General features: G+C 44.3%; 11 protein-coding genes. 3 read left to right on the top strand and 8 right to left on the bottom strand.

The features are described from left to right. Positions 1-69: 69 nt before the first annotated feature. The 8 genes from FGT79_RS03085 to FGT79_RS03050 form a co-directional block, all read right to left on the bottom strand. Positions 70-951 (bottom strand): TolB family protein, encoded by an 882-nt coding sequence (locus FGT79_RS03085; RefSeq protein WP_138751317.1) that lies wholly within the window; start codon positions 949-951, stop codon positions 70-72. A gap of 53 nt (positions 952-1004) precedes the next feature. Continuing rightward, positions 1005-1523: a VOC family protein gene (locus tag FGT79_RS03080; RefSeq protein WP_138751316.1), complete on the bottom strand. Its 519-nt coding sequence runs from the start codon at positions 1521-1523 to the stop codon at positions 1005-1007. Positions 1524-1716: 193 nt separating this feature from the next. Then, complete coding sequence (locus tag FGT79_RS03075) at positions 1717-2730, bottom strand: LacI family DNA-binding transcriptional regulator (protein ID WP_138751315.1); 1014 nt, start codon at positions 2728-2730, stop codon at positions 1717-1719. Between the two features lie 293 nt (positions 2731-3023). After that, positions 3024-4343 carry a DUF4179 domain-containing protein gene (locus tag FGT79_RS03070; RefSeq protein WP_138751314.1) on the bottom strand — a complete coding sequence of 440 codons (1320 nt, stop codon included), beginning with the start codon at positions 4341-4343 and terminating at the stop codon, positions 3024-3026. Beyond that, positions 4270-4872 (bottom strand): RNA polymerase sigma factor, encoded by a 603-nt coding sequence (locus FGT79_RS03065; protein ID WP_138751313.1) that lies wholly within the window; start codon positions 4870-4872, stop codon positions 4270-4272. Before FGT79_RS03065 ends, FGT79_RS03070 begins: the two co-directional genes overlap by 74 nt. A gap of 168 nt (positions 4873-5040) precedes the next feature. Beyond that, complete coding sequence (locus FGT79_RS03060; protein WP_138751312.1) at positions 5041-6255, bottom strand: chromate transporter; 1215 nt, start codon at positions 6253-6255, stop codon at positions 5041-5043. 99 nt (positions 6256-6354) lie between these two features. Then, entirely contained in the window at positions 6355-6909 is a 555-nt protein-coding gene (locus tag FGT79_RS03055; protein WP_138751311.1) for a DUF1697 domain-containing protein, read from the bottom strand. A gap of 206 nt (positions 6910-7115) precedes the next feature. After that, positions 7116-11012 (bottom strand): galactose-binding domain-containing protein, encoded by a 3897-nt coding sequence (locus FGT79_RS03050; protein WP_138751310.1) that lies wholly within the window; start codon positions 11010-11012, stop codon positions 7116-7118. A gap of 478 nt (positions 11013-11490) precedes the next feature. On the opposite strand from FGT79_RS03050, the gene nikA reads away from it, so the two are divergent. From nikA to nikC, 3 genes are read left to right on the top strand one after another with little or no spacing between them, the layout of a single operon-like run. After that, positions 11491-13023 (top strand): nickel ABC transporter substrate-binding protein, encoded by a 1533-nt coding sequence (gene nikA / locus FGT79_RS03045; protein ID WP_138751309.1) that lies wholly within the window; start codon positions 11491-11493, stop codon positions 13021-13023. 1 nt (position 13024) lies between these two features. Then, complete coding sequence (nikB, locus tag FGT79_RS03040) at positions 13025-13969, top strand: nickel ABC transporter permease (protein ID WP_138751308.1); 945 nt, start codon at positions 13025-13027, stop codon at positions 13967-13969. Beyond that, complete coding sequence (nikC, locus tag FGT79_RS03035; RefSeq protein ID WP_138751307.1) at positions 13966-14811, top strand: nickel transporter permease; 846 nt, start codon at positions 13966-13968, stop codon at positions 14809-14811. Before nikB ends, nikC begins: the two co-directional genes overlap by 4 nt. Position 14812 lies beyond the last annotated feature (1 nt).

Here is a 14812-nt window from a genome sequence, read left to right as displayed (position 1 = left end):
CAATTTTTTGTAATCTTGGTCCTTGACAAGACAATTCTATTAACTCAGGCTTGTATCAAGCGTTGAAAGCTACTCCTTCAGTCGATAGGAAACGAATGCAAGTCTGCGACTATCTGGTGCCCATGAATTGACATTCATCGTTCCCTGTCCACCGAACAACTGAGCAATAGTACGAGTTGCTCCTCCCGCCGAAGGCATGAGCCGTAGTTCCACATGCTTGTTAGCTGGGTGGTCAGCAGGGTCTACATCTCCCATACGGTAAGCGACATAGGACACCCATTCGCCATCTGGTGAAACATGTGGGAACCAACAGTTGGCCTCATCAAAAGTCATTTGCTCTGGGTTGCTCCCGTCATAGTCCATACGCCAAATCTGCATTAAATCGCTTCGCGTTGAATTAAACCAGATCGAACGGCCGCAAGGTGAAAACTCAGGTCCATCATCCAAGCCGTGAAGGTTTGTGAGCTTAGTTTCCTCACCACCGTTAAGTGGAATGGTATAAATATCATATTGTCCGTTTCTTTCCGCACAGTAGGCAAGGGTTGAGCCGTCTGGAGACCATCCATGCAAGTAACTAGGAGCGTTCGGCGTTATCAACTTCGGTATCCCTCCTGCTAGGGGCAGCACATAAATTCTTGACTGTGCATCTCCTTCCGTAAAATGGCTGATTGCAAGTTGAGCGGAATCAGGTGAAAGCACATGATCATTATTGCAATCCACAGCAAATCCAGTCTCAATCTGCCTGATTACGCTCGTTTCCAATTCGTAGGCATACATAAGCCCATTGCTGTTATAAATAAGGAATTGTCCGTCTTTGGTCCAGTTAGGGGCTTCAATGACCTCGTTAAATTCATGCAAAACAGTCCGTTCACCTGTAAAAACATCCAACGTTTCCAGCATACTGAAGGAATCTCTTTCCTTCATTAAAGCCCTAAGAGTAATAATATCCATATATCGTGTGCTCCTTTGCTGTTTATAAAGTTATTTTCTGAGGATATAATAGCTTACCTGAGTAATTTAACCTCGTCCAAAGGTTTTGCAGTCCCTTGAGCAAGGAGCTCCATCAAGTGACTATTGTCAGCCACATTGTTAACACTGAGCTCTAACCCAAGCTGAGCTTTTGAGTTCACGTAGCTATACGAACCGTTAGCCGCATAACCAACATGGTAAGGAAGTTCCACCCCGATGGCACCTAGCTTGCTATACATCGACTTGCGGTCATCGACGAACATGCAGAAATGAAAAACACCTTGTCCATGATGGTCTAGAAAGGTTCTCCAAGGGCTTGGAGATTCGGCAGGCTGCATAAGTTCCAAGATGAGATGCTCTAGCTCATACTTGGCTACCTTACAATTGTTGTATTCTGCAAGATTTCCATACGTGTAGTGAAGCAGTCCCTCCATCGTAATGGTCTCTGCAGGTGCTTGTTGAACGCCTAGAACATTAGCCCAATTAGCACTGGCTTGTTCCGCATCATGCACGACAATGCAAATTTGGGTAATCATAGGCAATGGTTTAGTCATTTTTTTCTCTCCTTGTATGCTTGATTGGAATAGCCATTTTTCGTGATTCTTTGCAGAGCTCCGCTTATTACACAAGTTATTTATTGTGGTAACGTTAACATATTGCTCAAAAAAATGTTAACGTTACCACATTGGATATAAAGCTAAGGAGTGTATACTCAATTCATAAGAATGATGTATTCCACTTCCTTAATTACTCGCTATGCCAATTCCGTACCGTATGTCGATCCATTAGAAACGGGTCTATTCTAATCGTACGGGATAGCGCTGAATTGTCGTTCATTCGACGTATTAGCAAATCCAAAGCGTGCTCTCCAATTTCTTTAAAAGGTAAACCGACTGATGTTATCGGGGGCGAAAGTAAAGCCGAAAGCGTATTGTCGTACCCGATAAGCGATAGATCATCTGGAACCCGTAGTCCACGTTCATACAAAATCTGCATCACACCACATGCATAGATGTCGGAGGTCATAAAAATGGCTGTTGGAGGCTGCTTGGCATTGAGCAGAATACCAATTGCCTTTCTGCCCTCCTCTACCGAATACTCGGACATTACGTTTACCCACTCCTCATGAGGTACAATTCCTGCTTCATTCAAAGCATCAATGTAACCCGTGAATCGGTCGGTTTCTACCTGGTGTTCCAGCGCGGCGCCGATGAAAGCAATACGCCGGTGCCCTTTATGCACGATATGACGTACAGCGTTTAATGAAATAGCGTGATCATTAACGACAATTCGATCTACCATTGGGATTTCATAGGTCCGTTCAATCATAACAACCGGAATATTTTGTTCGATCAAGCGTCCGATCAACTCCATTGATATGGAATGATAGGAGGTAATAATTATACCGTCTACTCGATGGCCGATTAGGTCGTTAAGCTGTTGCTCTTCATCCCCCATACCATAGTGGCTAGTCATAGTCAGCACATGATACCCGCTATTCGAAGCAGCCATATTGATTGCAGAACTGATTTCCTTGAATTGCATGTTGTTGTTAAACAGTGTCAGATGCCCAATGATTTTACTGCGACTTTTTTTTAGTCCTTGTGCGATCTTATTGGGAATATACCCCGTCTCTTTGATAATCTGTTCGATTTCCTTGCGTTTCGCCTCAGAAACATAGCCGTTATTATGCAGAACCCTGCCGACGGTTGCGAGCGAAACACCTGCCGCTTTTGCCACATCCGACATTTTAATTTTCATATACTGTCTCCATACTCTAATATGTTATCGTTAACATATTAACATGCGTCATTGGATATGGCAATGAGATGATATACATAAGCAACTTTATTCATCTTCGTTGTTAGTATGGTATTCTATTAAGTTGGAAGATAACTTATCAGCATTAATTCGGCCAATAGGCTTAACGAGGCTGTCGATTTTTTCAGCAAACTCGTTAAGCCTAATTGTTTAGACCGAATTCCTGTTATCTGAATGATAGTAACACTATTATCACTATGGGTATGTTCTGCACTGCGATGCTTCTTTCCTCTTTACTGCTTTTTACCTAACGGAATAGATATGGTCTGGTCATATTTTTTATAATAGTGAAATCCGTCCAGCATTAGGTATTCCGGTTCGTCCTTCGTTTCAACAGAAAACGTCTGCTCCCATAGGATATTGCCGTTTTTCAGATCCCATGGCTCGGGTGTGGTAACAGAAGATACAGGGACTTGTATACCGCCAGCTTGAACCAATAATTTTTCAGGTTCCAAAATGGTGAATTGTTTTCTAGCGATAACGATATCATAGCCTGCATCGGTTTTGGTGACGCTTCGAATCCAAAGCTTCTCATTGCCAATAACGATAGATAGATCTGATGGTGTAGCTAGGGAGATGGGGGCATCAACCTTCTGATATCCGACAAAGTTGTTGAGTACAAGCTCAATCGTTTCCAGCTTGTCCGTCGGCAGCACATCGAATTCAATTTCAAATTCAGGGAAGCCCTTTCCATTGAAATGATTGGACCTCATACTCCATGTGTTCACTTCAGTTCCATTCACAAGAAGTTTAGTATCGGCTTGAAATCTCGGATATTCTCCGTTTGCCATTTCATAATGTCCCTTTACGATGGTTGAAGTTGGCGAAGCCGTGATGGAGTCATAGTGAACGATTCCTTCATCGACAGAAACGGATTTGGAGATGTCCTCTTTAAGCAGATTTTTCATTGCTTTGTTTGCTTGAAACTTAAAGGAGATCGGATAGGAAGCCAACTCTCCATTATCCAGCCATTCAGTGAATGTAACCGTTAAATTTTTTGCGAATGGACTAACCTCCCCGAATTTATATACGCCTTGGAAATGTGTCTCGTCTTTGCTATGATTGCCGCTTCCTTCTTTCATCTCTGTATCTGTCATAAATCCTTCCAGTTTACTCACATTGTAACGAAAGGATTCGTTCTCATTGAATATCGAGCCTGTAGGTCGATCAATCGTGTAAAACATGAGCAGCCCAGTATCGTCCGCTATCACTCCGTTTATAGTAATGATGGTGCCGTCATCAAGCCTTTTGCTTTTGTTGACGGTCTGTCCATATCCTTGCTCCGCAACTTCAGTGAAGCTTAATGTGTTCAGCTCGGTCTTATTGAATATCTTCCCTCCGTAGTAAGCAAAGGCAGGATATTGATAACTCCCCACAACGAGAAGCATTGCTGCAACTGCAGAAGTAGCCCATATCTTCGCTCGATTTGTGTTTCTTTTTTTAGTTGGAACTTGTGCAAGAGCGCTGCGGAGTTTGTCCTCAAGTTCTAACGGTGCCTGTACGATGGTCATGTTCTGTTTGTGATTTTGTAGCCTCTCCTCGATCGTTTCCAAAATGATTACCTCCAATCATAGCTTTCAATTTTTGTATGCCTTGCGAAATTCTTGATTTAATCGTTCCGAGTGGTGCACCGGTCATATCCGCGATGGTCTGATAGGGCAGATCATGTATATACCGAAGCTCGATCGCTTCTCGCTGCTGTGCATTCAGATGAGTGAGCAGCGTCTGCATGTCCATCTCAGATTCCATATTGTGATAGGAGTTATCCTCGGTTAATCCATCAGCAAGAGATGCATCCTCGTCTTCGAATGAAACAAATCGTTCTTGTTTGCGCAGTAATGTTTTGCAGCGGTTGACGAGAATCGTTTTACTCCAGCTGTAGAAGGCTTCGCTTTTGTGCAACTGATCGAGTTTTTCGTAAAGCGTTACAATCATATCTGCCATGGCATCCATCGCGTCATGTTCATTCCGCATGTAGCTGTAGGCAAGACGATAATAAGCGTCCTGATCAGCTTTGATAAGTTGTAATAGAGCTTCTTTGCTGCCTTTTTGAGCTTGTTTGACAAGACGCCTTACATTCACAGGTTTTCCCCCTTTATATAGATAAGAGATCGCAGAGGTTCATAAAGTTCATTATGTACCAAAAATTTTTCATATCCAAATGATAGGAGAGTATCCTAGGCGGTTGAAACTGGTTATTATCTTGTGGAAATTAAAATGGGAAATGAACTAAAATCGTTCATTTCCCATTTATAAGTAACCAAGCAGCATGCCTCCCCATGCACCTGTAACCACAATGATCCAGGGTGGAAGTTTCCAAAAGACAAGCATGATAAACAAGATAGCGGCTAAACCGAAATCAATCGGTTTCGTAATAGCGGAAGTCCACAAGGGATCATACAAGGCAGCCAGCAATATTCCAACTACAGCGGCATTAATACCTACCAAGGCACCTTGAATTTTCGGACTATTCCGCAAACCATTCCAGAAAGGTAATGTGCCGGCAACAAGAAGAAAAGCCGGTAAAAAAATCGCAGCAGTTGCAATGATTACACCAGTCAAACCTCCAGCCATTGCACCGAGATAACTACCGAATGTGAACAATGGTCCGGGTACAGCCTGAGCAGCTCCATATCCAGCCAGAAAATCCTCTTCGCTTACCCATCCGGTGGTAACAACTTCCCGTTCAAGCAATGGTAAAACAACATGACCGCCACCAAACACCAATGATCCTGAACGGTAGAAGCTGTCGAACATCGCCAGCCACTCATAATCTGTCCATTGTCTTAGCACCGGAAGCATAATAAGAAGAATGAAAAATACAGCCAAACAAATGATTCCAATAGAACGGCTCAATCGAATCTGCAATTCAGGAGCCCGTTTCTCCACTCTGTTACGATAGAACCATAGTCCGACAAGTCCAGCTATTACAATGATGAGGATTTGAGCATACGTCGCTTGCCAATATAAGGTTAGCATTGCAGCGATTACCGCTATCGTTACCCTTCCGCGGTCCGGCGCAAGCTTCTGCCCCATTCCAAGTATGGCATGAGCGACGATTGCAACAGCTACTATCTTCAACCCATGAATCCAACTCGTATTTCCAATGTCGAAACCTTGCAGCAAAAACCCAAAGGTTACTAATGCTAGGATGGATGGCAAAGTGAAGCCTAACCACGCCACTAGACCGCCTAATAATCCGGCTCGAATGATGCCTAGCCCAATCCCGACTTGACTGCTGGCGGGACCGGGTAGAAACTGGCATAGCGCAACGAGGTCTGCATAGCTTCGCTCGTCCATCCATTTCCGACGACGTATGTACTCTTCATGGAAATAGCCCAAATGTGCAATCGGACCTCCGAATGAGGTGAAGCCGAGCTTGGTAGCTACGCTAAATATTTCAAATAAGGTGCCGAGCCTTTCTTTCGTTTCTGCCTGTGGGATTGCTTTGTGATGGGGTTCCATACAGGTTGATGGCTCCTTCTTTTATTACATTTACTGATTATATTGTAAGCTGTTCAATAAATGAGATACAACCGATTAACAAATTCTTAACAGTCTATCTCAGTCTTTTTGATTTCCCGAAGCCTTCATGAGCTCGTAAATTTTACGAGCTGTATTTACATTTCGAACGGTTACTCTCTGATAGAGCTTAGTACCAACAATTTTGTTCATGCCGCTTTTTCCCGCATTTTCTTTGTCATACGACCAAAGAATTGCACCGTTCACGTAAATAATACGGTCGATTTCCGGTTTTATGGTCAGCTTCTCGAGCACGGACTGCTCATTGACATCATCCCATAAATATAGAACGTCGCTTTTCATATTCGAGTCGTTTATCCAGTTTTCTGGAAGGGCATCCATAATCGTTTTAATTTTTTCTATTGAACGAATCATTACCTTAATAGCTAAACCGAAATCTCGCAAAATAGCTGCCTCCAGCAGCTCGGATAGCTGTTCGGCAGTACGAGTATCCTCTGTAAATATGATGTTTCCCGTATTAATATAAGTCACTACGTTTTTCAAGTCGCTTCCTTCGAAAGTTCCCTTAAGCAGCTTCATATCTATTTTATTGTTGCCGCCAACATTAATCCCTCTTAATAGTGCTACAAAAACCATCGTTATCCCCCCAAATTTCCAAATCATGAATGAAAGATATGAAATCATTATACGGCGGTGAAGGAAAGTAAACAACCAGTCACTAAGCCTTTTCGAACTACCTGTGAAAGGGTTGTCGGGACGATCAGAAGCATTTTTTTCGATAAAATACGGCAGACAAAAAAACAGCCCACTCGTTAATCGAGTAAGCTGTTTCTTCGATCCTCTTACCAGTTATTTCCGGATACTCTGACGACAGTGAAATTAGGGCTTTTGTCTTCGCCGTAAATCGCCGCAACGCCAGCATTATTCACTTTCACATTCGTAAAGCTTGCTTGACCGATAACCGGCCCCTGCCCTTGCTCACCTCTGGCTACAAGCTTGATTCCGTAGCGAGTCGGGTTGTTAATATTGACGTTCTCTACGCGAACGTTCTGCATGGCGAGGTTCTCTGGCGATTTGGTTTGGAACATAAGACCAAAGTATACCGGGTTATTGATATCTACATTTTTCACCAAAATGTTCTTGAACGTTCTATCTCCACCGAAGAACCAAATAGCTCCAAAGTTCTGGTAGTCATTGATTTTGTCATCCGCACCTACGCTGGTCCAGAAATCTCCGCCTGTACGATCTAATGTTACTCCGTCAATTACAGTATCCACATCGCCAAAGCCTAATGTGTTGTAGCCGAAGCTTAAACTGCTAATTGTAATACCCGGATATGTGAGCGTATCTGCTGCATAAAGGTTCTGATAGAGGTTATCCGATCCGCCATAGACGGCAAAAGCGGCTGCGCGTCTGACGCATGTAGCAGTTAGATTAATATATCGGTTGCCAACGTTATAGGAGCCGCCGGAATCTACTGCACTGAATAAAGCAAACGCATCATCCCCTGCGCCTCGTGAATAGTTGTTATCGATGACATTGTACGATGAACCATTCGTCATATTAATCCCATCTGCAAATGTGTTTTTGATGCGATTGTCTTTGAACGTATTGTAGGAAGAATTGACGCCCCAGTACAAGCAGACGAAATGCTCGACCCAAATATTCTGAACCGTTACATTCTGCATACCGTTGCCGTCGATGAATTTGCCAGGACCGTCTGTCCGATAAATGTAGTTGCCCCATGCCGACAAATCCTTGATCGTAGAGCCGTTTGCGGTAGCACCGATATTGAAACCGACATCCGTATTGGATTGATCCTGAGGAGCTACCAATTTGGTATGCCAAGGACCAGCACCGATAATTTCGGTTGCACGCCCGTAGAGGAAGATTTTACTGTTAATTGTCCATTGACCTGCTGGGATAAAGATTCCTTTTTTCGTAGCATCCTGTCTAAATTCGTTGAGCGCTTGCTCAATCGATTTGGAACTGGAAACCTCAACGTATTTGCTCGGATCAGGGTTTGATGCTGGAGCTGCTACATTTTCCGTTTCAATCATGTCGACGTATATCCATGGAACGTCTCCTGTATCCTTTTGAATTTTGATTTTTGTACCGGCTGGATACACTTGATCGAGCATGAGCTGAGCGTCTTCATAGAGCCAATAAGCGGTTAAACCTGCTCCGGGGGCATTGTCATAACCGAGTCGACCAAGCGTGCTAGGTGTTGCATACAAGTAAGAAAATTTGGATGAAACGGTGAATTTGCCTTTGCTTACGCCATTCGCATAAATGCTAATGGTGCCCGTTGTATTCTCCGCTACGGCATTACGAAGAACAAAGGCGTTAGCAGAGGAGCCCAATGTAAACTCTACATATTCACCTGTAGCATCAAGATGTACAGCGGAACGACCGGAAGCTTCGCCTGCAAAGTCGCCAGGTGTGAAGTTTGGAGTCAGCTTCGTGCCATTTGTTGGGTTAGAGGACGACTCCGCTTCAATAATAGAGAAAGGCATGTTGGCTCCGCGGCCGACATACAGGTTCGCTGCACTCGTATTATTCGCTTGCTTGATGCTTATTTCGTTAGCATCGGCTGCCACCGTTGTGGTTAGCGTATAGCTTCCATTCGCTGCTGTCCAAGTTCCGAGCGTGACATTGGCTGATTGGCCAGCGGCTAGCGTGCCGCTATACGAGCCGTTCAACGTTTGAATGGTCGTTCCGGCAGCATTTTTTAGAATAGCTGTTATCGGATGAGATCCGCCGGCAGAGGCGGTGTTTCCTTGGTTCTTAACATTGACTACAAATGTAACGGTATTGCCTGCACTTGGGTTGCTTGGGTTCCATGCAGCAGCAGCTATTAAGTCTGAGCTTGATACTGGAGCTACGATCAGTGCAGCTGCGCTGCTGTAAGCATTATTGTTTTCATTCTGCTCAACAACGGCATTGCTTTCGTCAACCTTAGAACTAAGCGTGTACGTACCGGCATTTTTTGTTCCTGCATTCAGTGATACGGTAGCAGAAGCACCAGCCGCAAGTGCACTAACAGGAGCAGAGCCGGCAAGCTCGTTGCCTAGATAGAAGTTAACCGTTGTTGCAGAGGAACCGAGGCTGCCGTTGTTTTTAACCGTTGCGTTCAATGTAATTGCATTTGTCTCGACAGGAGCCGTAGGCGTCCAGGACATACCTGTAATCGTGAGATCTGGATTCGGAGCGGGCGTTCCGTAAATTTCGAATTCGGCTACTTGGCCAGCAGATGAGCCAGTATTCGCCGTAATATTCAATCGTACTTGTTTCACTGTAGCCGAAACCGGGATCGTCACCGTGTTGCCGCTAGCAGGGTTGAAAGTGTACGTGGCTGAGGCAACAAGGTTATTGAAGGCTGCGTTGTCTTGATTGTTAGCTAATACTTGAATGGTTTGCGTGCGGGTACTCCATTCATTAGCTGGATTCAGTTTCAATACAATGGAGGTAATCGTATGATTGGAGCCAAGATCAACTGTAAGCTGGCTTGGATTGCTGCCACCCTCCCAGTATGTAGCCGTATTGCCGTCATTTCCATTCGTTGCGACAAATGTGTGTATCGTAGAGGATGAAGTGATGCTTTTGCCCAAAGCTAGGTTGCCGCCTGTAGGTGGTGTTGGTGTAGCGGTTGGAGTCGATGTAGCCGTCGGCGTGGCCGTAGGTGATGCTGTTGGCGTTACTGTAGGCGTTGCTGTAGGTGCGACAGTCGGAGTTACGGTTGGTACTGGCGTTGGTGTAGGTACTGTTGTAGATGATGCTACTGCGATTTGGTCTAGGTTGACGTTGCCGGAGTCGCTCGAATCGTACTTGTATGCAATGCTATTATTGCCGGCATTAAGCGTGAGCGTCTCCACTTTTGTACCCCAAGTATCCCAGTTCGCAAGGTTACTGAGAGATGTTTGACGAATTTTTGTGCCATTGACATAAATACTCAGAGTACGGGCAGCGCCTTGAGCGTTTCCGTATTTCAGTGTTACATCGTAGTTTCCTGCGGTCGCTGCGTTAACCGTGAAGGTTGTCGTAGCGCCTTGTATCCAGTAACCATCTACAAAGCCGGTTCCCGAGAAACCAGTGTGATCATTATTGACTTTAGCGCCGGATGCAAGAGCTGCATTCTCTGCTTGATAAGTGCCGGACGGTGCTGGTGTTGGTGATGGTGATACAGTCGGTGTAGGAGAAGGCGTTGTTGTAGAGCCATAGATTTCGAATTCAGATAGTTGTCCGGCCTGCCAGCTTGTGTTAGATGTAATGTTCAAGCGCACATATCGTGTGCTGGCTGCAGCAAAGTTGATGGTCACCGTGTTGTTGTTGACCGATGGATCGAAAGTGTAGCTCGATGAGCCGACAATATTCGAAAAGGTTGAGCCGTTCGTGCTGCCTTGGATGGCAAGTGTTTGTGTACGTGTGCCCCATCCAGCCGGAAGCTTCAGTATCAACTGATCGATGCTCGTGCTAGCACCCAGGTCGATCTGAATCCATTGCGGAAAGGCATTATTCGTACTCTCCCAATAAGTGCTTTGACTGTTGTCATTGACATTACTAGCAACATAAACATCGGCATGTCCACTGGCTGTCACCGTCTTGCCAAGAGCAAGGTTAGGTCCTCCAGCGGCTGAGGCTGCGAATGGATAGAACGTGATCTGCGAAAGCAGTACAACAATGGCGAGAAATAAGATGATGATTGGGTTCTTGCTTAGCCTTTTTCTCAATGGATACATAAAAAACCTCCTGTTAAAATGTTGTTCTAGCCCGAAATAATGCGCTTACATTTCTGTGCAGATTAATCCCCTATGCAACCACCTCCCTTAATGTCGCGATTAAGAACGCAAAGAAAACCGATATTTATCCAATATTGGTTTTCTTAATCGATAAAGAGCATGGATGATGATGTATTTTTGAATGATCGGATAACCTTAGCATAAGTCAGTTGCACGGTCTCCTGAAGATGTATTCCTACGCTTTTCATGTGTAATTTTATGGTAAGAGTTAAATCCTCGATGGGATAACACTGCTGTACATGACTCGAAAAAGGTATTTCATACTCCACTCACCTAATGATTGCGGCACAAGCATTTCTTCAGATTATTATTAATAGTAATGTTTACATTTAAGACAACACTCGTTATACTATAAAAATGTCGATTTAATAGTAATGAATACTATTAAAACATTTAAATGATTTAGGGGGATTTAGTTATGATACGATTTGTTAAAAAAACCAGTCTTCTGCCACTGTTAGCTCTGTTAGTACTCGTCGCCTGTTCTACCCAAGAGAAAGCTACACCAAATGCCACAACGCCAACGGAATCAAAGCATATTACTCTCTTATTTAATGTGCAGAGCAATACTATTGATCCCCATACGGATACGAACTACACGGCAGTACGTGCTGGTATAGCTGAAACGCTTGTTAAGATTGACAATGACTTGAAGCTGCAGCCCGCTATCGCTGAATCATGGACCAGTGAAGACGGGCAGCATTGGACATTTAAGATTAGAGACGATCTTACCTTTCATAACGGAGAGTCTGTAGACGCTGCGGCCGTCCAAGATTCCTTGGAACATGCACAGAAGCAGAATCCATCCGTCAAAAATGCTCTACACATCCGAGAACTCAAATCTGACGGACAGCAGCTGACGATAACAACCGATCAGCCTTTCCCTGAGCTTCCATCCTATCTGGTACATCCGAATACAGCTATCATTGCTGAGGCTTCTACCTCACAAGCACCAATTGGAACAGGCCCATTTCTACTCACTTCCTTCTCACCGGGCAGTGAACTGAATGTTGCTCGATATGCCCATTACTGGGGTGGTGCAGTGAAATTGGACACAGCTACAATGGTATTCAATGAAGATGCTAACGCACGCCATCTAGCCATTCAGGCGAGTAGCGCACATATTATTTTCCGCCCGCCAATTGAATCCATGGAGCAGCTATCAGCTGACTCTTCAATCACACTTGACTCGTTAACCAGTCTTAGGACGCATCAACTCCTATACAATATGAATAATTCTGATCTACAGAAAGAAGAAGTTCGGAGAGCGTTTGATGCATTAATTGATCGTAATTCTATTACAAGTAGTATGATGTCTGGACAAGCTACTGCAGCAGCAGGTCCTTTTCTAGCAGAGGCTCCTTTTTCGCCAGCCTATACGAAAAAAACATTTGATCCTGAAGCTGCTCGCCAATCTTTTCAAGCTGCAGGTTACGAATTGGAGAACGGAATGATATCTAGCGCTGGGAAGCCGCTTGCCTTTACGTTGTTGACCTATCAATCTAGAGCCGAGCTTCCGCTGATCGCTCAGCTTTTACAAGCAAATGCCAGTGAGCTCGGTATTCAACTAGATATTCGTCAGGTAGATAACATTGATGAATATTTGGCTATTAATGATGATTGGGATATGGCTTTATACAGTATGATTACGGCACCGCGCGGTGATGCTAGTTATTTCCTGAATGCTGCTTATACGCCAGAGGGAGCACTGAATTACGGAGGCTATCAAGAGCCGGAGCTAACCTCTATTATTACGAAGCTTAATCGCACAATTGTGGAAGAAGATCGCTATGCACTCGCCAAAGAAGCGGTTAGCTATATTGATGAGCATTACTTGAACTCTTTTATCATTCATCCCAATAACGTGGTCGTAATCAGTAAACAGGTGAAAAATTGGGTAACAAGTAAAAGTGAATATTATTTTCTGACAAAAGATTTGGATATCGAATAAGATGCTGCGTTCTATTGTCCGAAAGCTGCTGGAACTTCTACTTTTCATCCTGCTGTTGTCTTTCATTAGCTTCTGTTTGCTGAAGCTGCTTCCCGGGGATCCCGTCCGAAGTATACTTAGAGTAGATGATGTAGCTGTATCCAATGTTCAAATAGAAGCTATGCGTACGGAGCTTGGTTTGAATGAGTCATTAATTGTACAGTACGGAATATGGCTGAGGCAGATGCTTCAGCTTAACTTAGGGGATTCCTATATAACCAGCAGGCCGGTTATCACTGAATTTATCGAAAAACTGCCGTATACGCTAATGCTTACTCTTGGTTCATTACTTGTTATGCTGATAATCGCGATTCCGTTCGGAACGTTGTCTGCCATATATGCTAATCGCTGGATTGACAAGCTGAGCCGCTTATTCTCCCTGCTTGGCTCTGCCATGCCTAGCTTCTGGCTAGGCTTACTGCTTATTCAGCTCTTTGCTGTTAAGCTTCAGATCCTGCCGCCTATGGGGGAAGGAAGCATCCTTCATCTCATTATTCCCTCTCTCACGCTGGGGATTGCGATGTCAGCTGTTTATGTAAGAATGATTCGCGCTAGTCTGATTGAAAGTGCCGGTCAAGATTTCGTCGCTTCCGCAAGAGCAAGAGGCATACATCCCATACGCTTGTTCATTTTTCACACATTTAGGCATAGCCTAGTCCCTTTGGTCACGATTTTAAGTGAGAGTATCGGCAGTCTGCTTGGGGGAACTGTTGTGATAGAGGTGTTATTTGCTTATCCAGGTTTAGGACAATGGGTCGTGAATGCCATAACAGCACGGGATTATCCCGTTATTCAAGGGTATACCTTGCTAATGAGCTGTTTCGTAATTAGCATCAATATGGCTGTGGAAGTATCCTACCGCTGGATAAACCCGCAAATTGCGAGGAGAGGAAAGTTGAAATCATGAGATCCACAGCTGCGTTGAAGCAGCAGTCTGGGAAACGACGAATAAAATACACCACTCTTCTATTATTTGTTCTAGTTATTATGGTCATTATTATGACACCTGAAATAACTCCGCAAGATGCTAACAAGCTGATTATAGGCAATCGTCTGCTAGGCCCAAGCAGTGAACACTTACTCGGTACGGATCATTTAGGTCGTGATTTATTGTCAAGAATGATAGCAGGCGTTCGTACTACTGTAGGAACCAGCCTGCTGATTTTATCTATTTCCATGGTGATCGGTGTTACGCTTGGCTTGCTTACCGGATTTTTGGGAGGCTTATACGATCGTATGTTCAAACGTATCGTTGACGCCTTTATGACGCTTCCTGATTATATATTTGCTATCGTTCTTAGTGGGTTGCTCGGACCAGGATTTCTCAATCTCCTCTTTGCCGTGATAGCGGTCAAGTGGGTTGGGTATGCCAGGCTTGTGAGAAGCACCGTACTCCAGGAAAAAGAAAAAGATTATATCAAACTAGCTGAATTGGCAGGCGTCCCTGCTCTGAGGATTGTAAAGAAGCATTTGCTTCCACGTGTGATGGGCAATGTCTTCGTACTTGCAGCTCTCGATCTTGGTAAAATTATTCTTATTATCGCCTCTCTCTCTTATCTTGGACTTGGTCCACAGCCTCCCACAGCGGAATGGGGCTCCATGTTGAATGAAGGAAGAGTTTATTTCAATACTGCTCCACACCTTATGCTTGCCCCAGGAATAGCAATAATGATTACGGTCCTTATTGCTAATATCTGTGGAGATCGGCTCCGTGACAAATTGGATGTGAGGATGAAGAAAGGAGCGTAAT

It is taken from the genome of Paenibacillus sinopodophylli (assembly GCF_005930355.1).
GTDB classification, from domain to species: Bacteria; Bacillota; Bacilli; order Paenibacillales; family Paenibacillaceae; genus Pristimantibacillus; species Pristimantibacillus sinopodophylli.
The sequence above is the reverse complement of the archived record's forward strand: the minus strand, read 5'-3'. Positions and strand labels throughout refer to the sequence as shown.